Annotated in this window: 22 protein-coding genes; 14 read left to right on the top strand and 8 right to left on the bottom strand. The window is 64.9% G+C overall.

Annotation, left to right across the window (positions count from 1 at the left end; all coding sequences use genetic code 11):
- Nucleotides 1-13 precede the first annotated feature (13 nt).
- The 5 genes from A5791_RS10495 to A5791_RS10475 all read right to left on the bottom strand — a co-directional run bounded on the left by A5791_RS10495 (nucleotide 14) and on the right by A5791_RS10475 (nucleotide 4,671).
- Entirely contained in the window at nucleotides 14-826 is an 813-nt protein-coding gene (locus tag A5791_RS10495; RefSeq protein ID WP_067235073.1) for an LLM class F420-dependent oxidoreductase, read from the bottom strand.
- A 49-nt stretch (nucleotides 827-875) separates the two neighbouring features.
- Nucleotides 876-1,787: an alpha/beta fold hydrolase gene (locus A5791_RS10490; protein WP_067235060.1), complete on the bottom strand. Its 912-nt coding sequence runs from the start codon at nucleotides 1,785-1,787 to the stop codon at nucleotides 876-878.
- 134 nt (nucleotides 1,788-1,921) lie between these two features.
- Nucleotides 1,922-3,028, bottom strand: a complete 1,107-nt coding sequence (locus tag A5791_RS10485; RefSeq protein ID WP_067235056.1) for an inositol-3-phosphate synthase — start codon at nucleotides 3,026-3,028, stop codon at nucleotides 1,922-1,924.
- Between the two features lie 69 nt (nucleotides 3,029-3,097).
- Entirely contained in the window at nucleotides 3,098-3,640 is a 543-nt protein-coding gene (locus A5791_RS10480; protein ID WP_067235053.1) for a PadR family transcriptional regulator, read from the bottom strand.
- Nucleotides 3,641-3,789: 149 nt separating this feature from the next.
- A complete protein-coding gene (locus A5791_RS10475) occupies nucleotides 3,790-4,671 on the bottom strand; it encodes a DUF1707 domain-containing protein (protein ID WP_067235051.1) in 882 nt (293 codons plus the stop codon).
- 123 nt (nucleotides 4,672-4,794) lie between these two features.
- On the opposite strand from A5791_RS10475, the gene A5791_RS10470 reads away from it, so the two are divergent.
- The 9 genes from A5791_RS10470 to A5791_RS10430 all read left to right on the top strand — a co-directional run bounded on the left by A5791_RS10470 (nucleotide 4,795) and on the right by A5791_RS10430 (nucleotide 16,387).
- On the top strand, nucleotides 4,795-5,229 hold the full coding sequence (locus A5791_RS10470) for a DUF5318 family protein (protein ID WP_067235049.1): 435 nt from the start codon (nucleotides 4,795-4,797) through the stop codon (nucleotides 5,227-5,229).
- 136 nt (nucleotides 5,230-5,365) lie between these two features.
- Nucleotides 5,366-9,508 (top strand): transglycosylase domain-containing protein, encoded by a 4,143-nt coding sequence (locus A5791_RS27695; RefSeq protein WP_369828046.1) that lies wholly within the window; start codon nucleotides 5,366-5,368, stop codon nucleotides 9,506-9,508.
- On the top strand, nucleotides 9,508-10,146 hold the full coding sequence (locus A5791_RS10460; protein ID WP_067235046.1) for a DJ-1/PfpI family protein: 639 nt from the start codon (nucleotides 9,508-9,510) through the stop codon (nucleotides 10,144-10,146). The genes A5791_RS27695 and A5791_RS10460 overlap by 1 nt, the downstream gene beginning before the upstream one ends.
- A gap of 123 nt (nucleotides 10,147-10,269) precedes the next feature.
- Nucleotides 10,270-10,560, top strand: a complete 291-nt coding sequence (gene rpsF, locus A5791_RS10455; protein ID WP_067235043.1) for a 30S ribosomal protein S6 — start codon at nucleotides 10,270-10,272, stop codon at nucleotides 10,558-10,560.
- A 132-nt stretch (nucleotides 10,561-10,692) separates the two neighbouring features.
- On the top strand, nucleotides 10,693-11,220 hold the full coding sequence (locus A5791_RS10450; RefSeq protein ID WP_067235282.1) for a single-stranded DNA-binding protein: 528 nt from the start codon (nucleotides 10,693-10,695) through the stop codon (nucleotides 11,218-11,220).
- A gap of 45 nt (nucleotides 11,221-11,265) precedes the next feature.
- A complete protein-coding gene (gene rpsR / locus A5791_RS10445) occupies nucleotides 11,266-11,520 on the top strand; it encodes a 30S ribosomal protein S18 (RefSeq protein ID WP_067235040.1) in 255 nt (84 codons plus the stop codon).
- A 33-nt stretch (nucleotides 11,521-11,553) separates the two neighbouring features.
- The gene (gene rplI / locus A5791_RS10440; RefSeq protein WP_067235037.1) at nucleotides 11,554-12,012 is read left to right on the top strand and encodes a 50S ribosomal protein L9; all 459 of its coding nucleotides are present in this window, start codon (nucleotides 11,554-11,556) and stop codon (nucleotides 12,010-12,012) included.
- A 586-nt stretch (nucleotides 12,013-12,598) separates the two neighbouring features.
- Complete coding sequence (locus A5791_RS10435; protein ID WP_067235034.1) at nucleotides 12,599-15,682, top strand: replicative DNA helicase; 3,084 nt, start codon at nucleotides 12,599-12,601, stop codon at nucleotides 15,680-15,682.
- A gap of 138 nt (nucleotides 15,683-15,820) precedes the next feature.
- On the top strand, nucleotides 15,821-16,387 hold the full coding sequence (locus A5791_RS10430) for a dihydrofolate reductase family protein (RefSeq protein ID WP_067235031.1): 567 nt from the start codon (nucleotides 15,821-15,823) through the stop codon (nucleotides 16,385-16,387).
- Nucleotides 16,388-16,885: 498 nt separating this feature from the next.
- Here the strand turns inward: A5791_RS10430 and A5791_RS10425 are convergent, their stop codons facing one another.
- Nucleotides 16,886-17,560, bottom strand: a complete 675-nt coding sequence (locus A5791_RS10425; protein ID WP_067235027.1) for a TetR/AcrR family transcriptional regulator — start codon at nucleotides 17,558-17,560, stop codon at nucleotides 16,886-16,888.
- A gap of 73 nt (nucleotides 17,561-17,633) precedes the next feature.
- On the opposite strand from A5791_RS10425, the gene A5791_RS10420 reads away from it, so the two are divergent.
- The 4 genes from A5791_RS10420 to A5791_RS10400 all read left to right on the top strand — a co-directional run bounded on the left by A5791_RS10420 (nucleotide 17,634) and on the right by A5791_RS10400 (nucleotide 20,595).
- Entirely contained in the window at nucleotides 17,634-18,158 is a 525-nt protein-coding gene (locus A5791_RS10420; protein ID WP_369828045.1) for a peroxiredoxin-like family protein, read from the top strand.
- A 119-nt stretch (nucleotides 18,159-18,277) separates the two neighbouring features.
- Nucleotides 18,278-19,003, top strand: coding sequence for a PIG-L deacetylase family protein (locus A5791_RS10415; protein WP_067235021.1), 726 nt, complete (start codon nucleotides 18,278-18,280; stop codon nucleotides 19,001-19,003).
- Between the two features lie 386 nt (nucleotides 19,004-19,389).
- Nucleotides 19,390-19,911, top strand: a complete 522-nt coding sequence (locus A5791_RS10405) for a dihydrofolate reductase family protein (RefSeq protein ID WP_067235014.1) — start codon at nucleotides 19,390-19,392, stop codon at nucleotides 19,909-19,911.
- Between the two features lie 222 nt (nucleotides 19,912-20,133).
- A complete protein-coding gene (locus tag A5791_RS10400; protein WP_231995850.1) occupies nucleotides 20,134-20,595 on the top strand; it encodes a VOC family protein in 462 nt (153 codons plus the stop codon).
- Nucleotides 20,596-20,671: 76 nt separating this feature from the next.
- Here A5791_RS10400 and A5791_RS10395 read toward each other — a convergent pair whose 3' ends face one another.
- Nucleotides 20,672-21,544: a glyoxalase gene (locus tag A5791_RS10395; protein WP_067235007.1), complete on the bottom strand. Its 873-nt coding sequence runs from the start codon at nucleotides 21,542-21,544 to the stop codon at nucleotides 20,672-20,674.
- Nucleotides 21,537-21,842, bottom strand: coding sequence for a hypothetical protein (locus tag A5791_RS10390; RefSeq protein ID WP_067235001.1), 306 nt, complete (start codon nucleotides 21,840-21,842; stop codon nucleotides 21,537-21,539). Before A5791_RS10390 ends, A5791_RS10395 begins: the two co-directional genes overlap by 8 nt.
- A 30-nt stretch (nucleotides 21,843-21,872) precedes the next feature.
- On the opposite strand from A5791_RS10390, the gene A5791_RS10385 reads away from it, so the two are divergent.
- Entirely contained in the window at nucleotides 21,873-22,748 is an 876-nt protein-coding gene (locus A5791_RS10385; RefSeq protein ID WP_067234998.1) for an alpha/beta fold hydrolase, read from the top strand.
- Nucleotides 22,749-22,758: the final 10 nt, after the last annotated feature.

Genomic DNA, 22,758 nt, shown 5'->3' with positions numbered 1-22,758 from the left:
AGCCAAAGCACTCTCAGCGGCGGGCGCGCCACCGGCACAGCGCCTCCGCGGCGGTGAGGTCGTAGTCCGGGCCGTTGCAGCCGACGGTCAGCAGCGTCACGCCGAGTTCGGCAAGCCCCTCGGCGTTGGCGATCAGCGCGTCGGCACCTTCGCCGCGGGCGACGCCGGTGTTGTTCTCCACCCCGGCCGACCGTTCGATGGCGGCCGGGTCTCGTCCGACGGCCGCGCAGTGCTCGTCCAGCACGGCTGCCGCCGCCGGGTAGGTATCCACCGTGGTGAAGCCGTGCCAGATGTCTGCGTATTCGGCGACCAGCCGCAGCGTCTTGCGCGGACCCTTGCCGCCGATCAGCACCGGGATCTCGCGCGTCGGCGGCGGGTTGAGCTTGGCCAGTCGCGACTTGATTCGGGGTAGCGCGGCCGCCAGGTCGTCAAGACGGCTGCCCGCCGTGCCGAACTCGTAGCCGTACTCGTGGTAGTCCTTGTCTTTCCAGCCCGATCCGATCCCCAGGATCAGGCGTCCGTCGGAGATGTGGTCGACGGTGCGTGCCATGTCGGCGAGCAGCTCCGGATTGCGATAGGAGTTGCACGTCACCAATGCGCCGATCTCGATCCGCGACGTCTGCTCCGCCCAGGCCGCCAGCACCGTCCAGCATTCGAAGTGCGGACCGTCGGGATCCCCGTAGAGCGGGAAGAAGTGATCCCAGGTGAAGGCGATGTCGACGCCGAGGTCCTCGCAGCGGCGGACGGCGTCACGGATGTTGCGGTAGTGCGGGGCGTGTTGGGGTTGCAGTTGCACGCCGATACGAACGGGACGGTCGGAAGTCATCTGATCACCGTATGCTCTGGTGACTCAGCGGCCGACTCGCCGCCTCAACTCAGCGTCCGTGGAGGACGCCGCGCAGCAGGTCGATCAGCGCGCGCGGCTGGTCGCTTTGCACCGAGTGCCCGGAATTCTCGACGACGTGCGCCTTGCGGAAATGCGTTGCGCGACGGGCGAGTTCGTCCGCGTCCTCATCGCTGACGAAGCCCGACGAGCCGCCGCGGATCAGGGTGATGGGAGTTGCCAGCGCGTCGACGTCGTCCCACAGAGCGCCGAAGTCCGGAAATTGGCGGATAGCGTCGTAGCGCCACGTCCAGTTGCCGTTGTCCAGCCGGCGCGAGTTGTGGAACACGCCGCGGCGCAATGCCTTGACCTCTCGGTGCGGCGCGGCAGCGATGGTGAGGTCCAGCATGGCCTGAAAGCTGGGAAATTCCCGCTCGCCGTGCATTAGCGCCACCGTGCCCTGCTGCTCCTTGGTCAGCTCGGCGTGCCGCTGCAACGCCGACGGCGTGACGTCGATCAGGACGAGTTCGTTGACCAGGTCGGGTGCCTGCGCCGCCAGCCGGATCGCCGTCAGCCCGCCCAACGACATGCCGACGACTAGCTCGGCATCCGGTGCGAGCTGTTGCAGCACGGGCTCCAGCGCGGCGGCGTTGTGCTGTGGGGAGTAGTCGCCGTCTTCCCGCCACGCCGAATGCCCGTGGCCGGGAAGATCCACTGCCAGCGCGGGCTCACCGAGGCCGACGATCACGGTGTCCCAGGTGTGCGCGTTCTGCCCACCGCCGTGCAGAAAGATGATTCGCGGGCGCTGACCCCAGCGCAGTGCGCTGATCCTGGCTTCACCGGTGCCCGACCCGATCCGCTCCACGTCAGGCAGCGGACCCGAAACGCCGGCCTGCTCGGCGTTCTCGGCCAGCAGCGAGAACTCGGACAGGCCGGCCAGTTTGTCTTCGGAGATCTCAGTCACAGCCCTGACACTACGAGCCGCGTCGAGGCTGCGGAGGCGGCACCCACACTGCGCTCAGGGCGTCGCATGCCGCTGACGACCCGCCCTCACCGCAGTTTCGGCGCAGGAGCGGCGCAGTTCCGGCGCAGAGCCGACTAGGCGTCGATGATGAACTCTTCGAGCTGCGCGCGCGCAACGTCGTCGGGCAGCTGCTCGGGCGGGCTCTTCATCAGGTAGGCCGACGCCGGGATCACCGGGCCGCCGATCCCGCGGTCCTTGGCGATCTTGGCCGCCCGCACCGCGTCGATGATGACTCCGGCCGAGTTCGGCGAGTCCCACACTTCGAGCTTGTACTCCAGGTTCAGCGGCACGTCACCGAAGGCGCGGCCTTCCAGCCGCACGTAGGCCCACTTGCGGTCATCCAACCAGCCGACGTGGTCCGACGGGCCGATGTGGACGTCCTTGGCGTTGAACTCGCGCTGCACGTTGGACGTGACGGCCTGGGTCTTCGAGATCTTCTTGGACTCCAGCCGCTCACGCTCGAGCATGTTGAGGAAGTCCATGTTGCCGCCCACGTTGAGCTGCATGGTGCGGTCCAGTTGCACACCGCGGTCCTCGAACAGCTTGGCCATCACGCGGTGGGTGATGGTGGCACCGACCTGGCTCTTGATGTCGTCACCGACGATCGGCACCCCGGCATCGGCAAACTTCTTGGCCCACACCGGGTCCGAGGCGATGAACACCGGCAGCGCGTTGACGAAAGCCACCCCGGCGTCGATCGCACACTGGGCGTAGAACTTGTCGGCCTCTTCGGAGCCCACCGGCAGGTAGGACACCAGCACGTCGACCTTGGCGTCCTTGAGCACCTGGACCACGTCGACGGGTTCGGCGTCGGACAGCTCGATGGTGTCGGCGTAGTACTTGCCGATGCCGTCCAGCGTCGGACCGCGCTGCACCAGCACATTGGTCGGTGCGACGTCGGCGATCTTGATGGTGTTGTTCTCCGAGGCGAAGATCGCGTCCGAAAGGTCGAAGCCGACCTTCTTGGCGTCCACGTCGAACGCCGCGACGAACTTGACGTCGCGGACGTGATACGGGCCGAAGCGGACATGCATCAGGCCGGGCACTGACGAGTTCTCGTCGGCGTTCTGGTAGTACTCGACGCCCTGGACCAGCGAGGAGGCGCAGTTACCGACGCCGACAATCGCGACTCGTACGTCCGTCTGCGTCTCCGGCGCCCCTAAAGGCTGGTGCTCACTCATTGGGCGTTCTCCTAACTTCATAACCTGCTGTCTCGGTGTTGGGGTTTGGCTGTTCGGTTGGTGCGGGATCTACGTTTGCTCGGAGAGGCCGGGCATGGCCCGCTCCGCGGCGATGAGCTCATTGAGCCACTTGACTTCACGTTCGCTGGACTCGAGCCCGAGTTGGTGCAACTGGCGGGTGTAGCGGTCGAACGAGCTGCTGGCCCGGGCCACCGCTTCACGCAGACCTTCCCGGCGTTCCTCCACCTGACGGCGGCGACCCTCCAGGATGCGCATCCGGGCTTCGGCCGGTGTGCGGTTGAAGAAGGCCAGGTGTACGCCGAAGCCGTCGTCGGTGTAGTTGTGCGGGCCGGTGTCGGCGACCAATTCAGCGAAGCGACGTCGCCCTTCTTCGGTTAGCTGGTAGACCCGCCGGGCACGCCGGACCGGGGTGCCGGCCGGGGCGGCGTTCTCGGCGATCAGGCCGTCGGCCTGCATGCGCCGCAGAGCGGGATACAGCGAACCGTAAGAGAAGGCGCGGAATGCACCGAGTAAACCGGTGAGGCGTTTGCGTAGTTCGTAGCCGTGCATTGGCGATTCGATCAGGAGGCCCAGGATGGCGAGTTCCAGCATCGAGTCACCTCCTTTGCTCGGCTTGGTTACTCAACGTATTAGCGGCTCGACGCCTCGTGCCATCGTATCGTTCCGATATATTTGCGACAACACCACCTGGTGTTGGTGCGCTATTAGTCACATCGGTCGGCTCGACAGCCGAACGGCCGTCAAGAGGGCAAACTGAGCCGCTTGATAGTGCCGTCACCTGCGAAGTTGATGGAGCCGCCGCCGTAATCGCTGGACACGTATACCGACAGAGTCAACGCGTCGGGCTTTAACGGATCCTTGGCGGGTTCGACGATCAGGTACATGTTCTTGACGTCGGAGGGCTTGATGTGGAGAGTCTGCGCGGCGCCACGCATTATGCCGACGGTCTTGGCCACGTCGAACTTGCCGAGGTCGACGGGCACGTCCGGTTCGCCGCTGGTTTTCGCGGAACTAGTCGGGTCGCCCCAGCCGCCGCGGTAGTCGTAGGCCAGCTTGCGCCGATCGTCGGACGGGTCCGGCCGGTCGTACACGGCGTAGGTCGGGTAGATCACCATCCGGTAGCCCATGGTGTCTCCGAACCTTTTGCGTGTTTGCTCCAGCAAGCCGGTGAGCCCACCGAGCGAGTGCAATTGGGTAGGCGGGGTCAGCACCAGCGGCGCGATCCCGTCGGGCTTGGCCCCCGGGTCCCCGGCATTCGCAGCGAAGTGCAACGGCGAGCCGGTGTTGCCGTACAGTCCCCAGCCGATCAGGACGCCCAGCAGTACCGAGCCGATGAAGGCGGCTGCCATCGCGCGCCATCGCGTTATCTTCAGCGGAAACTTAGTGTCACGCAGTCGCGCCGGGGCGGTGCCGCTCTGTAGATCCGACACCAGAACCTTTAAATCACCGAGCGTCACGGCGTTGGTGGCCTTACCGATCCGTTCGCGGTGCTCTTCTCCGGAGAGCTCGCCGTCGGCCAGGGCGTTGTCGAGAACCGTGCAGATCTCTTGCCGGTCGGTGTCCTTGGCGCGGGTCGCAGTGGTCAACCCTCCGCCGAGCGGTGCCCCGAGCCATTTCGCCACGCGTTGATCGTAGAAGTACTGCGCCGGTCGCGATCAGCGATACCGCCGCTCAGCCCGGCGACGACGCGGACAACCGCCTTGGTTGCCTAACGGTGCTGCGCCGGGGGACGTACTCTGGTCACCGTGCGACTGCAGCGACAGGTGGTGGACTACACGCTTCGGCGGCGCTCACTGCTGGCTGAGGTGTACTCGGGACGCACCGGTGTCTCCGAGGTGTGTGACGCAAATCCATATCTGCTGCGCGCGGCGAAGTTTCACGGGAAGACGAGCCAGGTGATCTGCCCGATATGCCGCAAGGAGCAGCTCACGTTGGTGTCGTGGGTGTTCGGCGACCAGCTGGGCGCGGTATCGGGCTCGGCCCGCACGGCCGAAGAATTGGTGTTGCTGGCAACCCGGTTCTCCGAATTCGCCGTCCACGTGGTGGAGGTATGCCGAACCTGCAGCTGGAATCACCTGGTCAAGTCGTATGTGCTCGGCGCGGCACGCCCGGCACCGCCCCCGAGGGGGACGCGCGGCACGCGGACGGCGCGCAACGGCGCCCGCACGGCCAGTGAATAACGAAGGGCGCCACGATCAGTCCAGTGACGACCCGAAGGGGTCACCGACTGAACGTGCAGGCAAGCATGCGGGTCCGGACGAGGCCGCGGGGTCTCGTCCGCGGGGCCAGCGCCGAGAGGTTCCCCCCGACGACCGGTTGACGTCGATCATCCCGCCGGTCCGCGACGACCGCGCCCCTGGCCGGACGGACCCGATCGAGGAGGTCAAGGCCGCCCTGGATCGTCCTGCGCCGGAGAAGCGGCAGTTGTCGACACCCACGCCGCGCGACGCCGCCGCGCCGCCCGAGGCGCCTGCGAGACGTGATCCGATCGAGGAAGTCAAGGCCGCGCTGGACGCGCCGGCGCCGAACCGGCAGCGACGGCCCGGCTCCGGACGGCGTCCGCCAGGCGGACCACCACCCCCATCCGGTACTCCCAGAGGATCCGGCGCGCGCGGCCGTGGGCGCGGTACGAATTTGCCCTGGTTGCAGCAGCTCAAGCAGCAGGTCAACTGGAAGTGGGTGCGACGTGCGCTGGTCCTGACCGCGGTGGTGGTTTTGCTGCTGCCGATAGTCACCTTCGCCATGGCCTACTTCATCGTCGACATCCCCAAGCCGGGTGACATCCGTACCAACCAGGTATCGACGATACTGGCCAGCGACGGCTCGGAGATCGCGAAAATCATTCCGCCCGAAGGCAATCGGGTAGACGTCAACATCAGTCAAGTGCCGGTGCATGTGCGCCGGGCCGTGATCGCCGCCGAAGATCGCAATTTCTATACCAATCCCGGCTTCTCGTTCAGCGGGTTCGCGCGCGCGGTGAACAACAACCTGTTCGGCAGCGGTGATCTGCAGGGGGGCTCGACGATCACCCAGCAGTATGTGAAGAACGCGCTGGTCGGTTCCGCACAGCACGGGTGGAGCGGACTGATGCGCAAGGCCAAGGAATTGGTGATCGCCACCAAGATGTCGGGGGAGTGGTCCAAAGACGATGTGCTGCAAGCGTATTTGAACATCATCTACTTCGGCCGCGGGGCCTACGGGATTTCGGCTGCGGCGAAGGCCTACTTCAACAAACCCGTCGAGCAACTCACCGTCTCCGAAGGGGCGTTGCTGGCGGCGCTGATCCGGCGGCCGTCGAGCCTGGATCCCGCCGTCGATCCCAAGGGTGCCGACGCGCGCTGGAACTGGGTTCTCGACGGCATGGTAGAAACCAAGGCCCTGTCAGCGAGTGACCGGGCGGCACAGGTGTTTCCGGCGACCGTGCCGCCGGATCAGGCCCGCGCGCAGTTCCAGACCACCGGCCCCAACGGGCTTATCGAGCGGCAGGTCACCAGGGAATTGATGGAGCTGTTCAACATCGACGAGCAGACGCTGAACACCCAGGGCCTGCAGGTCACCACCACCATCGAGCCGCAGGCTCAGCAGGCCGCGGTGAAAGCGGTATCGAAGTACCTCGACGGCCAGAATCCCGACATGCGCGCCGCCGTGGTGTCAATCGACCCGCACAACGGCGCCATCCGCGCCTACTACGGCGGTTCTGAGGCCAACGGATTCGACTTCGCTCAGGCCGGGCTGCAGACCGGTTCGTCGTTCAAGGTGTTCGCGCTTGTCGCGGCGCTCGAACAAGGTATCGGCCTGGGTTACCAGGTCGACAGCTCCCCGTTGACCGTCGACGGCATCAAGATCACCAACGTCGACGGCGAGGGTTGCGGCACCTGCAATATCGCCGAGGCGCTCAAGCAATCGTTGAACACGTCCTACTACCGCTTGATGCTGAAGCTGAAGAACGGACCGCAGGCGGTCGCGGACGCTGCGCATCAAGCGGGGATCGCGACCAGCTTCCCGGGTGTCCCGCATACCCTGTCCGAGGACGGCAAGGGCGGACCACCCAACAACGGAATTGTGCTGGGCCAGTACCAAACTCGGGTTATCGACATGGCATCCGCGTACGCCACGCTGGCGGCGTCCGGCATTTATTACCGGCCGCACTTCGTGCAGAAGGTCGTCAACGCCGAAGGCCAGGTGTTGTTCGACGCCGGTACTGCGAACAGCGCCGGCGACCAGCGCATCCCCAAGGCGGTGGCCGATAACGTCACCGCTGCCATGCAGCCGATAGCCGGCTATTCACGCGGCCACAGTTTGGCCGGCGGCCGGCCGTCGGCGGCCAAAACCGGCACCACCCAACTGGGTGACACCAAGTCGAACAAAGACGCGTGGATGGTCGGGTACACGCCCTCGCTGTCCACGGCAGTCTGGGTGGGCACCGTCAAGGGCGACCAACCGCTGGTAACCGCGTCGGGCGGAGCGGTTTACGGTTCGGGCCTGCCGTCGGACATCTGGAAGTCAACGATGGACGGGGCGCTGAAGGGCACCTCCAACGAATCCTTCCCCAAGCCCACCGAGATCGGCGGCTACGCGGGTGTGCCGGCTCCGCCCCCCGAGCCGGGCCCGGCCGATCAGGGCGTGCCGGCCAACCGGTCCGCCGATGACGTCTGCCAGCGCGGCAGCCAAAGGGTCGGTGCGGCTTGGGCAATCGCGGTTGTCGATACTCCGCAGATCCGCGGCCAACGGATGCGGCGAGATGGTGGCGCGCTGCTGCTGAGCGCCGGTCACGGCGGCGGGGGCTCAGCGGGCGGACCGGCGGGCGGCGCCGGCGGCGGCGGCGCGAGGGTGATCGTCGACGGCGGACCGACCGGGATCGTGATACCCGGCGCAACTTCCACGGTCGGCTGGATGACGGTTTCCGACGGGGGCGGCGGACCGGTTGGCCGGCACGCCCTGATCGGCCGGGCCCGGCTGATGACCCCGCTGCGGGTGATGTTCGTGATCGCGCTGGTGTTCCTGGGACTGGGCTGGTCGACGAAGGCGGCCTGTCTGCAGACCACCGGTACCGGGCCTGGCGATCAGCGCGTTGCGGTCTGGGAGAATCAACGCGCCTACTACGAACTGTGCTACTCCGATACCGTGCCGCTGTACGGCGCGGAGTTGTTGAGCCAGGGCAAGTTTCCGTACAAATCCAGTTGGATCGAGACCGACGGCAGCGGCGCCCCGCAGACCCGCTACGACGGCAAGCCCGCGGTGCGCTACATGGAGTATCCGGTGCTGACCGGCGTCTACCAGTACGTGTCGATGGCGGTGGCCAAAACCTATACGGCGCTGAGCAAACTAATTGCGCTGCCGGTGATTGCCGAAGTCGTGGTGTTCTTCGATGTGGCCGCATTCGGGCTGGCGCTGGCTTGGCTGGCAACGGTTTGGGCAACCTCGGGCCTGGCGGGCCGGCGGATCTGGGACGCGGCGCTGGTGGCGGCTTCCCCGCTGGTGATCTTCCAGATCTTTACCAATTTCGACGCTCTGGCAACGGGATTCGCGATGGCCGGACTGCTGGCATGGGCGCGGCGCAAACCGGCGCTGGCGGGCGTTCTGATCGGGTTGGGTGCTGCGGCCAAGCTGTATCCGCTGCTGTTCTTGGGCCCGATGTTGATATTGGGCATCCGCACCGGGCGGCTGCCGGCGGTGGCCCGGACGGCCGCCTCAGCGGCCGCGACCTGGTTGCTGGTGAATCTGCCCGTGCTGGTGCTGTTTCCGCGCGGCTGGTCGGAGTTCTTCCGGCTCAACACCCGCCGCGGCGACGACATGGACTCGCTGTACAACGTGGTGAAATCGTTCACCGGTTGGCGGGGATTCGATCCGAATCTGGGCTTCTGGGAGCCGCCCACGGTCTTGAACGCGGTGGTGACGGGGTTGTTCGCAGTGTGTTGTGCGGCAATCGCTTACATCGCGCTCACCGCGCCGCAGCGGCCACGGCTGGCGCAGCTGGCTTTCCTGACGCTGGCCGCGTTCCTGTTGACCAACAAGGTGTGGAGCCCGCAGTTCTCGCTGTGGCTGGTACCGCTGGCGGTGCTGGCATTGCCGCACCGCCGAATATTGCTGGCGTGGATGACGATTGACGCGTTGGTGTGGGTTCCCCGGATGTATTACCTCTACGGCAACCCGAACCGATCGCTGCCCGAGCAGTGGTTCACCACGACCGTGCTGCTGCGCGACATCGCCGTTGTAGCGCTGTGCGCGTTGGTGATCCGGCAGATCTACCGGCCCGACGAGGACCTGGTGCGGTGGAACGGGCGGCTGGACGATCCGGTGGGCGGGCCCTTCGACCGCGCGCCCGACGCGCCACCCGGTTGGTTGCCAGAGGAGCTGCGTCCGGCCGGAGGGCGGCGGCGCGCGGTCCCGGCGCGGGTTCCCGCCGAGACCGAGGCAGCCACGGGAGACGACGCCCCGACCGCCGCCAGGAGCACCTGATGCTGGTCGCAATCCCGGTGTTTGCCCGATTCACCGCACTGGACGCCATCGGACCCTACGAAGTGCTGCAACGCATTCCGGCGGTGGACGTGGTCTTCGTCGGCCACCGGCGGGGTGAAATGCGTACGGAGAACGGGATGCTGGGGGTCACCTGCGACGCCACGTTCGACGAAGTCGGGACAGCCGACGTCGTGGTCGTCCCCGGGGGTATCGGCACCCGCCAGCTGATCCACGACCAAATCATCCGGGGCTGGCTGCAGCAGGTGCATCCGCACACCACCTTCACCACCTCGGTGTGTACCGGTGCGCTGCTGCTGGCCGCCGCGGGCCTGCTCGACGGACTTACCGCGACGACGCATTGGCGGGCGGCCGACCTGCTCAACGAGTTGGGCGCGCGCTACGTGCCGGAGCGCGTCGTCGAGCACCTGCCGCAGCGGATCATCACGGCCGCGGGTGTGTCCAGTGGCATCGACATGGCCCTGCGGCTGGTCGAGCTGCTGGTCGATGCGCAGGCGGCGCAGGCCGCTCAGCTGCTCATCGAATACGACCCGCAGCCTCCGTTCGATTCGGGCTCTCTCGCCAAGGCCGACGCGGCGACGAAGGCCAGGGCCGAGGAATTCCTGCATGCCAGGCAGTGATCAGGTCGCGGATTTTCCCAGCTGACCTGCCGTCCGGTAGCCTGGCGGGGTTGCCGACGCAGGCGACCCTCCTGCCACGGAAAGGCCGTGGCCGTACAGACCAGAGGAGGTGGTGAGGTTTCCATGCGTCCATACGAAATCATGGTCATTCTTGACCCCACGCTCGACGAACGCACCGTGGCCCCGTCCTTGGAGACGTTCCTCAACGTCGTCCGCAAAGACGGCGGAACGGTCGAAAAGATCGACATCTGGGGTAAGCGCCGGCTGGCGTACGAGATCGCCAAGCACGCCGAGGGCATTTATGTGGTCATCGACCTGAAGGCCGAGCCGGCGACAGTGTCCGAGCTCGACCGTCAGCTCAGCCTCAACGAGTCGGTGTTGCGCACCAAGGTGATGCGCACCGACAAGCACTGACTGTCCGCTGTCAGCGCGGTTGCTTAGTCTGTTGAATAGCTCGTTATGTCCTATCGGCCGATTCAAGGCGAAAACCAGGGGCAGAACCGGGTCGGACCAGGACAGGACCAGGGCAGGACCAGGAGGAATGTTGTGGCTGGTGACACCACTATCACCGTCGTCGGAAACCTGACGGCCGACCCGGAACTGCGGTTCACGCCGTCGGGTGCCGCGGTGGCGAACTTCACCGTGGCGTCCACACCCAGGATCTATGACCGCCAGAGCGGGGAATGGAAAGACGGCGAGGCGCTGTTCCTGCGGTGCAACATCTGGCGTGAAGCCGCGGAGAACGTGGCCGAAAGCCTGACCCGCGGATCCCGCGTGATCGTCACCGGCCGGCTCAAGCAGCGGTCCTTCGAAACCCGCGAAGGCGAGAAGCGCACCGTCGTCGAGGTCGAGGTCGACGAAATCGGCCCCTCGCTGCGCTATGCCACCGCCAAGGTCAACAAGGCCAGCCGCAGCGGCGGCGGAGGCGGCGGCTTCGGTGGCGGCGGTGGCGGTGGCGGCGGTGGATCCCGGCAGGCGCCGGCCCAGCCGAGCAGCGCACCGGCCGACGACCCGTGGGGCAGCGCCCCGGCGTCGGGTTCGTTCGGCGGCGGCGACGACGAACCCCCCTTCTGATTTCACGACACTTCAAGACACTTCTGAACGGAAAGAACGAGAGACATGGCCAAATCCACCAAGCGGCGCCCGGCTCCGGAAAAGCCCATCAAGGCGCGTAAATGCGTCTTCTGTGCCAAGAAAGAACAAGTGATCGACTACAAGGACACCACGCTGCTGCGGACCTACATCAGTGAGCGCGGCAAGATCCGGGCGCGCCGGGTCACCGGCAACTGCGTGCAGCACCAGCGGGACATCGCGCTCGCGGTGAAGAATGCCCGCGAGGTCGCCCTGCTGCCCTTCACCTCGTCGGCGCGGTAATCGACGAAAACTTAACGGAGAGTTCGTAATACGATGAAGCTTATTCTGACCGCCGACGTCGACCACCTGGGTTCCGTCGGCGACACGGTCGAGGTCAAGGACGGGTACGGGCGCAACTTCCTGCTGCCGCGCGGGCTGGCGATCGTCGCCTCACGTGGCGCCCAGAAACAGGCCGACGAGATCCGCCGGGCCCGCGACACCAAGACCGTGCGAGACCTGGAGCACGCCAACGAAATCAAGGCCGCGATCGAGGCCTTGGGCCCGGTTTCGTTGCCGGTGAAGACCGCGGCCGATTCCGGCAAGTTGTTCGGCTCGGTGACCGCCAACGACGTCGTGACCGCCATCAAGAAGGCCGGCGGGCCCAACCTCGACAAGCGGATCGTCCGGTTGCCCAAGGCGCATATCAAGTCCGTCGGCACCCATCCGGTGGCGGTGCACCTGCACCCCGAAGTCGACGTCGAGGTTGCCGTCGACGTCGTCGCCGAAGGCTAGTTCTGGCGAACAGACGCAACAGCACCCCGCTTCCGGCGAATGGGTTGCTGTTGCGTCTTTTCGCGGCCGTCCCATCGCATATGTAGGGGACTGGACCGCGGCCGTGGCTGGCGAACTATTTCGAACACGGTTCGAGGCGACCGTTTTTACCGGTGCTTAACGCACCGAAAATCTGGCCGAAAACCAACACGCCCGACTAGGTAACCTGGCCCGACACGCCGAAGAGATTGTTGTCCACACAGAATGCTGCGTGTCATGGGACGTTTATCAGCAGTGATGTCGTAACACCCCGCATTGATCCACAGGTTCTCCACACCCCGCTCAACACAGGTGCCGACGGATATGCACACGCGATGCACAGCTCCATGAACAACACCTCTTGGAGTACCTTCCAGCAACGTTTAACGTCATCCCGGCGCGAGGCGATGGCAGGTGCTTCAGGACGGCGACAAATGCGGGTTGCACAGCGACCTGCTGAGCAGCCGGCCAATTGGAGCGGGGCGGGGGTGTCGGTGTCGTGACTTACGCTCTTGAGAACAGCTGTCGAATGTATGTTCGGGTGCCTGGTCGGAGGAGGTGAGAGCGTATGGCGGTCGTTGACGATCTGGGGCACCCGGGCATGGATGCCACGCCGCCCAGTGAGGACTTCGGCCGTCAGCCACCGCAGGATCTGGCCGCCGAGCAGTCCGTGCTGGGCGGGATGCTGCTGAGCAAGGATGCGATCGCCGATGTGCTGGAACGGCTTCGGCCCGGCGACTTCTACCGCCCGGCACACCAGAACGTCTACGACGCCATCCTCGACTTGTACGGGCGGGGTGAGCCGGCCGACGCGGTGACGGTAGCGGCCGAGCTGGACCGGCGTGGGTTGCTGCGCCGTATCGGCGGTGCGCCGTATCTGCACACGCTCATTTCGACGGTGCCGACGGCCGCGAACGCGGGCTACTACGCGGGCATCGTCGCGGAGAAGGCGCTGCTGCGCCGCCTGGTGGAAGCCGGGACACGGGTCGTGCAGTACGGCTACGCCGGTGCCGAGGGCGCCGATGTGGCCGAGGTGGTCGACCGCGCACAGGCCGAAATCTACGACGTCGCCGATCGTCGGCTGTCCGAGGACTTCGTGCCGCTCGAGGATCTGCTGCAGCCGACGATGGACGAGATCGACGCCATCGCGTCCAACGGCGGCTTGGCGCGCGGTGTGCCGACGGGTTTCACCGAACTCGACGAGGTGACCAACGGTCTGCATCCAGGGCAGATGGTCATCGTCGCGGCCCGTCCCGGTGTGGGGAAGGCGCTTGCGCTGGATACGGCGCTGCCGACGCCGACCGGCTGGACGCCGATGGGCGACGTCAGTGTCGGAGATGAGTTGCTCGGCGCCGACGGGAAGCCGACGCGGGTGGTGGCAGCGACCGAGGTGATGCTTGGACGGCCGTGCTACGAGATCGAGTTCTCAGACGGCACAGTCATTGTCGCCGACGCGGCGCATCAGTGGCCGACGAGCTACGGCATCCGGACGTCGGATCAGTTGCGTTGTGGCTTGGACACCATCAACGCAGCCGGGTCGACCGCGCATTACGCCCAGCGGCAGACTGCCGTATTGACTCCGGTGCTGCAGGTCGATTCGGTGCGTCGAGTGCCCAGCGTGGCAGTGCGCTGCGTCCAAGTGGACAACATCGACCATCTGTACCTGGCGGGCCACGGGATGGTTCCGACCCACAACTCCACCCTGGGCTTGGATTTCATGCGGTCGTGTTCGATCAAGCACCGCATGGCGAGCGTCATCTTCTCGCTGGAGATGAGCAAGTCCGAAATCGTGATGCGGCTGCTTTCAGCGGAAGCGAAAATCAAGCTCTCCGATATGCGTTCGGGCCGGATGAACGATGACGACTGGACTCGGCTGGCGCGGCGGATGAGCGAAATCAGCGAGGCGCCACTGTATATCGACGATTCGCCCAACCTCACCATGATGGAGGTCCGGGCCAAGGCCCGGCGGCTACGGCAGAAGGCCGACCTCAGGCTGGTGGTGGTGGATTACATGCAGCTCATGACCTCGGGCAAGAGGTATGAGTCGCGACAGGTGGAGGTTTCCGAGTTTTCCAGGCATCTCAAGCTTTTAGCGAAGGAGCTGGAGGTTCCCGTGGTCGCGATCAGCCAGCTGAATCGTGGGCCCGAGCAGCGCACCGACAAGAAGCCGATGCTGGCCGACCTTCGCGAGTCGGGGTGTCTGACCGCTGCCACGCGAATCCTGCGCGCCGACACCGGAACTGAGGTCACATTTGGCGAGCTGATGCAGACCGGCGAACGCCCCCTGGTGTGGTCGCTCGACGAGCGGCTGCGCATGGTCGCCCGGCCGATGACCAATGTGTTTCCGAGTGGCCGCAAAGAGGTGTTCCGGCTGCGGCTGGCCTCGGGGCGGGAGGTCGAGGCAACGGCTAACCATCCATTTATGAAGCTCGAGGGTTGGACTCCCTTGGAGCAGCTGAAGATTGGTGATCGTATCGCGGTGCCCCGACGGGTTCCCGAGCCCGTCGACACTCAGCGGATGGACGAGTCCGAGCTGATTCTGCTGGCCCACATGATCGGTGACGGTTCGTGTGTGAAGAACCAGCCGATCCGCTACGCGTCGATCGACGAAGCGAATCTGGTCGCGGTGACGATTTCAGCCGCGCACTTCGGTGTGAAAGCGGTGCGGGACGAATACCCCGCGGCCCGAGTGACCACGCTGCGGATGCCGGCACCAGAGCGGGTGGCGCGCGGTCGTCGCAACCCAATTGCGGCTTGGCTAGACAGCCTCGGCCTGTTCGGGAAGCGGAGTCACGAAAAATTCGTGCCGGAGGCCATATTCCGCGCTCCTAACGATCAGGTGGCGCTATTCCTGCGTCATCTGTGGGCCACGGATGGGTCTGTGCGCTGGGATGCGACGGCTGGCCAGGGCCAGATTTACTACGCATCGACCAGCCGTCGACTTGTCGATGACGTCGCTCAACTGCTCCTCCGGGTGGGCGTCTTCACGAGGATCAAGCGCGCGCAGAAACTCGGCTACCGCGAGTGCTGGCACTTATACATTTACGGGGCGGAAAATCAAGCCAGGTTCCTTAATCACGTCGGGGTGCACGGCGCGAGAGGAGCAGCGGCGCAGGAGGTGTTGACTCGCCTCGAATATGTGGTGCGGAATACAAATCAGGACACGGTGCCGAAAGAGGTTTGGGCGCAGGTCCGCGAGCTGCTGTCCAGCAGGCGGATAACGCACCGGCAGTTCGCTGCTGCCATGAACACCCAGTTCTGTGGGTCGACGATGTGGAAGCACTCACCCAGCCGGGCGAGACTGCATCGTGCGGCGGCTTTATTGGACGATGGCGACATTCATGCGCTCTCCACTAGCGACGTGTATTGGGATACGGTTGTTGAGATCGCCAGCCTTGGTGAGCAAGACGTCTACGATGGCACTGTGCCCGGCACCAATAACTTTGTGGCACAAGGAATCTCAGTACACAACTCGCTGGAACAAGATGCTGACGTCGTGATTCTTCTCCATCGGCCCGACGCGTTCGATCGCGACGATCCGCGCGGGGGAGAAGCGGATTTGATTCTGGCCAAACACCGTAACGGTCCGACCAGGACGGTGACCGTCGCGCACCAACTGCACTTGTCGCGATTCGCCAACATGGCCAGGTGATTGCCTGGTAGTTCTAGGTCCTCAACCTGCGTGTCCAATTCTCGTCTGAATTGTCCACACGATGTCCAATTGGACATTTTGAACAATCTCTCGTGTGGCGTCGCGATGAGTTTTGCCCTCCGGTGAAGTCTGATCTGCATGGGCAAACTGATCTATGGCTTCAACGTGTCGGTGGACGGGTACATCGCCGACGCACGACGCAACATTGACTGGGCCGATCCGAGCGAAGAACTGCACCAGTACTGGAACGACTTCGAGCGGGAGACCGCCCTTGCGTTCTACGGCCGGCGGCTCTACGAACTGATGTCCGCGTACTGGCCGACCGCCGACAAGGCGCCGGATGCCACCCCTTTGATCGTTGACTTCGCCCGCATTTGGCGCGACATGCCCAAGGTCGTGTTCTCGCGCACCCTGGAGTCCGTCGGCTGGAACTCCCGCCTGGAACGTGGCGAGCCTGTCAAGGTGGTGACGAAGCTGAAAGCCGAAACCGACGGCAGGCTGGAGGTGGCCGGCGCGACGCTGGCCGCACCGATCGTGCAGGCCGGACTGGTGGACGAATACCGGATCGTGGTCACGCCCACCGCCGTGGGCGGCGGCACCCCGTTCTTCCCGACCCTGCCGTCATGGATCTCGCTGCGACTGTTGGAGAATCGCACCTTCCCGGGCGGCACGGTCCTGCTGCGCTACGAGACGAAACGCGACTGATCGGGTCCGGAGTCCGAACTTTCCTACCGCTGAACGTATCTCGCCCAGGTGGTGCCTGCTTCGGTGGCTGGGCTTCGTTTCGCCTTCGGAGTGGGTCGGCGTTGGCCTGCCATGAGCGGGTGCATTGCAGTCGTCAGCTCGTGTCGGATCTGTCTGCGCGTTCGCTTGGGCGCTTCGGCGAGCGCGATGCCGATTTGGGTAATATCCCCAGTTGTGCCATTGCCTCCACGGGGACGCCGTGGCGATACACGCCAGCGTCGAGGAGGGCCTGCAGTAGTCCCGGATGTTGCGACGGGTGTAGTGCTCTTCGGAATCGCGCCACCGCCGCCAGCCCAGGCCAACGGTGTAGATATCGGCGTGCGACTACTGCGTCAGTACGGTGATGCCCAGCGTCGGGCGATCAGACGCACAGGCGTCACTGTGACGGAATGCATACGGAGACAGCCTCTTCCGCAGCAGCGGCAGGTGTCGTGGTGTGTATGTTCTTCACTCCGCGTGTCATTTTCCGGTTTGCCGTGTCATCTCGATGTCGTTTGTGACACGTGAGCCGGAAACGTAGCGCCCCTGTTTTGGTAGCAGCGAGCGCACGCCCCTGAGCAATGTGATTGCGTCCTCGATGTCGCCGGCTCGGGCCCGGACCAGCACGCCGAAGACGCCGGCCCGCAGAGCGTCGGCCAATGTCGACGCTGCGGACGGCGCAAGCTCGCCGGCATCTGCGGCGCGTTGCAGCGCTGCGGTAAGGCCCCGACGCATCCGGTCCATGTGGCTATCGGTAAGGCGCTTGATTCGTGGGTCCTGATTTATCGGGTCTTGCATGGTGTCCACCACGAGACATCCGGCGGTGCTCATTGGGCCGTCGAGCTGCGCGCGGATGTGGTTGAGGAACGCGTGCACATCCGCGGTGCCCGCGCGGCCGTTTTCGAGCGGGGCGAGCATCGCGTTCGTGGAAGTGAGATAGCGCTGCAGAACGACCCCTAGGATGTCTGCCTTGTTGCCAAAGGATCGGTAGAGCGTCGACGACGAGAGGCCGGTCGCGGCTAGCATCTCCTCTTGCGTGGCCGCGTCGTAGCCCTTCCGCCAGATCAACATCAGCAGACCGTCGAGCGCCTGGTCACGATCGAACTGTGCCGGGCGCCCCGGGCCACGCGCGTCGGCAACGGGTGAGCTTGACATTTGGAGTCATTTTACTCAATACTGCGATTAAGGGTTTGGAGTCGTTTCACTCAATAATGGAGGTCCCGCGATGCTGAAGGCCGGCGACAAGGTCGACCCGCGGACACTCACGACGATCGGTGGCGCGGAGATCGCGTTTCCGGCACCGAATGAAACCGTGCACCTTCAATTTCGACGGTTCGCCGGCTGCCCCATTTGCAGCCTTCATCTTCGCGAGATGGCCCGCCGCAGCAGCGAGATCACCGAAGCCGGAGTCACCGAAATCGTGGTCTTCCACTCTGCCCCCGATGCGCTCCGCCGCTACCAGTCCGACTTGCCCTTCGCGGTGGTCGCTGACCCAGATCGTAAGCTGTACAAGGAATTTGGTGTGGAGTCATCGATTGGCGCGGTGCTGCATCCCGGCGCGATGCGTGGCGCCGTCCGCGGGCTGCTACGCAGTCGATCGCTGGCCGGCCCACTCGGAATCGGCGAGGATCACTTAGGCAGGCCGGCAGACTTCCTCATCGCCCCCGATGGAACCGTGCTCGCTCGCAAGTACGGCGTGCACGCCGACGATCAGTGGTCGGTGGACGAGCTCCTCGGCCTCGTCGCCACTTAGCTCAACTACAACAACGGTGGACGCGCGGTGAATATGGCAACGTGGAACTGGTCTGCCCTGCTCGAGGTCGGCAGCGCGCCCGCAAGGACTTCATGGACATTCGGTGAGGGTGATCGCTTGTGAACAGCTCGCCGTTAGAGCACTTTCCGCAGGATTGGCGGCGCGCGCTAGCGGTGGTCGCCCACCCTGACGACGTCGAGTACGGTCTGGCGGCGGCCGTCGCTGGGTTCACTGCGCAGGGTAAGCAGGTCGCCTATCTGCTGGCGAGTCGCGGGGAAGCTGGCATCGACGATCTTCCCCCCGAGCAGACTGGCCCGCAGCGCGAGGCCGAGCAGCGGGCCGCGGCGGCCGTGGTCGGCGTCGAGCATGTCGATTTCCTCGACTATCCGGACGGCACCATCATGTATAGCCTTGCGCTGCGGCGAGATATCGCCGCAGCGATCCGGCGTTACCGCCCTGAGCTGGTCTTGACGCTTAATCATCACGACCACTGGCCAACAGGCGGGTGGAATATGGCAGATCACCGCGCGGTCGGTGTGGCGGCGATTGATGCCGCCCGCGACGCGGGCAACCGGTGGATCTTCCCTGAGCTGGCCGATCAGGGTTTGCTCGCCTGGGGTGGTGTAACGATGGTCGCGATCGGCGGCTCGCCGCACGCCACCCACGCCGTCGACGTCACCGACACCTTCCAGACGGGGATGGCTTCGTTGGCCGAGCACCGCGGCTATCTCGCCGCGCTAGGCGCCGATTCAGACCCCATGCCGATGCTGCGTGACATGGCACAGCACGCCGGACAACGACTGGGCACCGATTTGGCAGCGGCGTTCGAGATCGTCCATCTTTGACAAAGCCCGCCCCACCTCAGCCGCTCGCGAAGTCACGGGGTCCGGCCTTCCGATTGTGCTGGCAACCTGGTCGCCGCGGTTGCGCTGACCGCGCTAGGCTGGCCGCCATGACATCATGTCCGCGCGACGTTGCTTTGGACGAGATGCGCAAAGTGGGAGCGCCGCCCGCACGAGTCGAAGAGGCTAAATCGGCGTTGCCTGACCCCATCGACCTGACACGAGACGATGATTTGCTCGGAAGGTTCGGGCTCACCCGTGACCAGCTCTACGACCGACTCGGTGCATCGCCCTAACCGCACACCCGCGTCAGCGGCATCAACCGTGCAATCCTCGAACGCGCAACGGCGTAACTTGCCCCGTTCAATCGTCGCCCTGCAGGAGTGTAGATGCCGACCATTTACTTCACCGCGTCCAGCCTGGACGGATATATCGTCGATGACCGCGGCAGCATGGATTGGTTGGTCTCGTGCGAGTTAGAGCCCGCGGGTCCCTTTGGTTATGCAGCGTTCAGCCGTTCGGTGGGTGCGGTGGTGATGGGGGCCAAAACCTACGAGTGGATGGCGAACCAACAATCCGGCGGATGGCCCTATTCGCAGCCGACCTGGGTGTTGACCCACCGCCCACAGATCGTGGCCTCGGGCCATCGGGTCCACACATTCAGCGGCGACGTAGCCGAGTTGCACCCACAACTGATGGCGGTGGCTGGCTACCAGGACATTTGGGTGGTGGGTGGCGGTGACGCTGCGGCGCAATTCGTCGACGCGGGGTTAGTCGACGAGCTGATTGTCACCTATGCCCCGCGCACGCTGGGTAGCGGTGGTCGGCTGCTTCCCACTACCTCGGCATGGAAGCTGATCGAGTCCGGAGTGAACCGCGACTTCTTGTGCGCCCGGTGGCGCAGGGCGTAGGGCTGCCAGAGGCCGCCGGCCCGAGGGCAGTGCTATCAATCGGTCTGCAAGCAATCAAGGACAGTACGCCGGTGTCGAGGCGATGCACATTCCGGTCGAATCGGTGCGCCGACCACACTTCGAGCGTTGGCACGCAAAGTGCTGCGACATGGCGACCGTGATGCTGCACTGGTGTTGCAGCCCGGCGGTGGTCGTCGGACAACGCGGTCGAGGAGAACAACGGTGACAACCGATTTGCCGGCCCCGGAAGAGGGGATGCTCGTGACACATTTCTTGACGGTGCGCGACATTGCCCGCGCACGACGCTTCTACACCGAGGTTCTCGGCGGGCAGGTGGTGCTGGAGGAGAACCCGTGCATCGTCAAGCTGGCGAACAGCTGGCTGATCATGAACCCGGGCGGCGGGCCGACCCCGGACAAGCCCGACGTCACGCTGGAACCTCCAGGAGACCCGAGCACGGTCTCGAGTTTTTTGAACCTTCGCGTCGCTGACATCGCGGCCTGTTATGAGCAGTGGAGCGCCAAAGGCGCGCGATTTCTGACTCCACCCATCGACCGTAAGGCCGAGCTGCGCTGCTATCTGCGCGATCCGGACGGCTATCTGATCGAGGTGGGTCAAGCCACCGGTCTGCTACAAGGCATATTGGCCGATCCGCCCGCGCAAAGCGGCGGAGCTAACCAGTGACTCAGATCCAATTCCGCTGACAACGCCGACCTTTGCGTGCAACCGAGCACAGATCGATGTCCGGGGCAAGCCTTGGTCAGGGACCGTTGTCTGCGGCGTCCGACGCGTGAACTTCGGCGATATAGCCGCCCGGGAACTGCAACACCGCACTGTGAGTCCCGCCCACGCGAATCGGAGCTGCCAGCACCGCCACGCCGGCCGATTTGGCCTTGACGAGGGTGGCATTCAGATCGGCCACGCTGTAGCCGGCGATCTCGCGCCCAAAAGGATAGGGCAGGTGCCCATCGGTCACCAAGACCACGGTGTTGCCGATCGGCGAGGTGATCCGGATTTGTCGAAATATGCTGCCTGGCTTGCCGATTGCGGCGCCGTCCGCCTCAGCATCGTCGGCGGCTACCTGGCCTGCCGTTATTGGCAGGTAGGCGTGCAAGAACGCGTCGACGGTGTCTGGTGAGAGATATATCCGACTATCGGGAATCGTCTCCAGCGGGCCCCACGGCAGCGGTAGGCCTACTCGATACAGCTGCACGGTGATGGCCCCCGGTAGCTGGACGATGGCGTGTCGCCCGACCGGGTCCCCGAACGGTGCGACCAGGATCGCCGCGCCGTTGGTGCGGGCTTCGTGGACGGCAGCGTCGAGGTCAGCGACCCGCCAGCCGACGCGTTCGTTGCCGAACGGGTAGGGCATCGGTCCGATGAACTCGAACACCGACAGAGTCCCGACCGGTGAGAGGATGACCTCCGAGTTGATCAGGCTGGGCGTGGGTGTGACCGTGACAATGCCCATGGGATTGACGCGGCCGCCGAAGGTGGCGATCCAGCTGTTGATGAACGGGTCCGCCTGACGCGGCTGCACGTAGACGTGGATGGAGGCGAATTGCGGGCCCCCTCCCTTGCTTACCGCGGAGGAAGGGCTGGGCTCAGGCAACTGCTCGCTTGTGTTAGTCATTGTTATGCGCCTTTCGGCTATTGGTAGCAACCGAATTGAGGATCGCGGCCGTACCACCGGCTGGGTTGGTGGTTGAAAATGCGTAGCGTCGCTGATTGGCGAGATTCGCAAGGAACCGTGAAAAGCCTTCTGTTGCAGGCAAATTCTTCTGCGCGTTCGCGACCGGGCCGTTGTGCCCTAGCCTGATATCGATGGCGCTGACTGCGCCGCCGCCTGCCAGCGCCGGCAGGCCGGATTCCACTGCGGCGGCCGCGGTGATCGTTATGCTGTGCGATGACGACACGTTCGTCGCCGGCATCGGGATTGGCATCGACGGGGGTAGGCAGGCATGGCTTCGGGCCCCACATCGGAAGCAACGCTGCGCGAGATCGCCACGGACCAAGGCATTTTGCGCTATCGCGAAGTCGGCGACGGTCCGCCGCTGATGTTGTTGCACGGTTCTGACCCGGGTGTGACGGGCTGGCGTGACTTCCGCGGGGTGCTGCCAGCGTTCGCTGAGAACTTTCGCTGCCTGATCCTTGAGTTTCCCGGCTTCGGCGTCAGCGACAATGTTGACGGCCATCCGATGTTGACCGCGCTGGATTCTTTTGTCCGGTTCATGAACGCTCTTGGCCTGGACCGCGTAAGCATCATCGGCAACTCGATGGGCGGCGGTGTCGGTATCGACTACGCGATCGCCAACCCGGGCAAGGTGCGCCGACTGGTAACCATCGGCGGCGGCGGTCCGAACCTCTTCAGCGCGGCTCCCTCGGAAGCCATCCGGGTGCTGCAGGATTTCAGCGACAATCCCAGTCGCGAGCGGTTGATCCGTTGGATGCACGCGATGCTGTTCGACCCGACCACCCTGACAGAACAACTCATCGAGGAGCGCTGGAACGGCACCGCCCAGCCGCACACGCTGGCCAGTGCCCGGCGGACGTTCGCCCAGTCCGCCTTCGCAGACGTGGTCAAGGCCTCCGCGCACCCGCACGGTCCGCCGCCGTGGGCGATGATGCATGCGATCATTGCGCCCACCCTGCTCTGCTGGGGTCGCGACGACAGGGTCACGCCGCTGGATATGGCGCTGATTCCGATGCGCACCATTCCCAACGCCGAACTGCATGTGTTTCCCAATTGCGGTCACTGGGTGATGCTCGAGCAGACGGCGGCCTTCACGAGTGCGGCGCTGGCGTTCCTGCTCCGACAGGACGTCATCGGCGCCTAGCTTCACCGTT

This window comes from Mycobacterium sp. 852002-51163_SCH5372311 (genome assembly GCF_001667115.1).
Lineage (GTDB): Bacteria > Actinomycetota > Actinomycetes > Mycobacteriales > Mycobacteriaceae > Mycobacterium.
The sequence above is the reverse complement of the archived record's forward strand: the minus strand, read 5'-3'. Positions and strand labels throughout refer to the sequence as shown.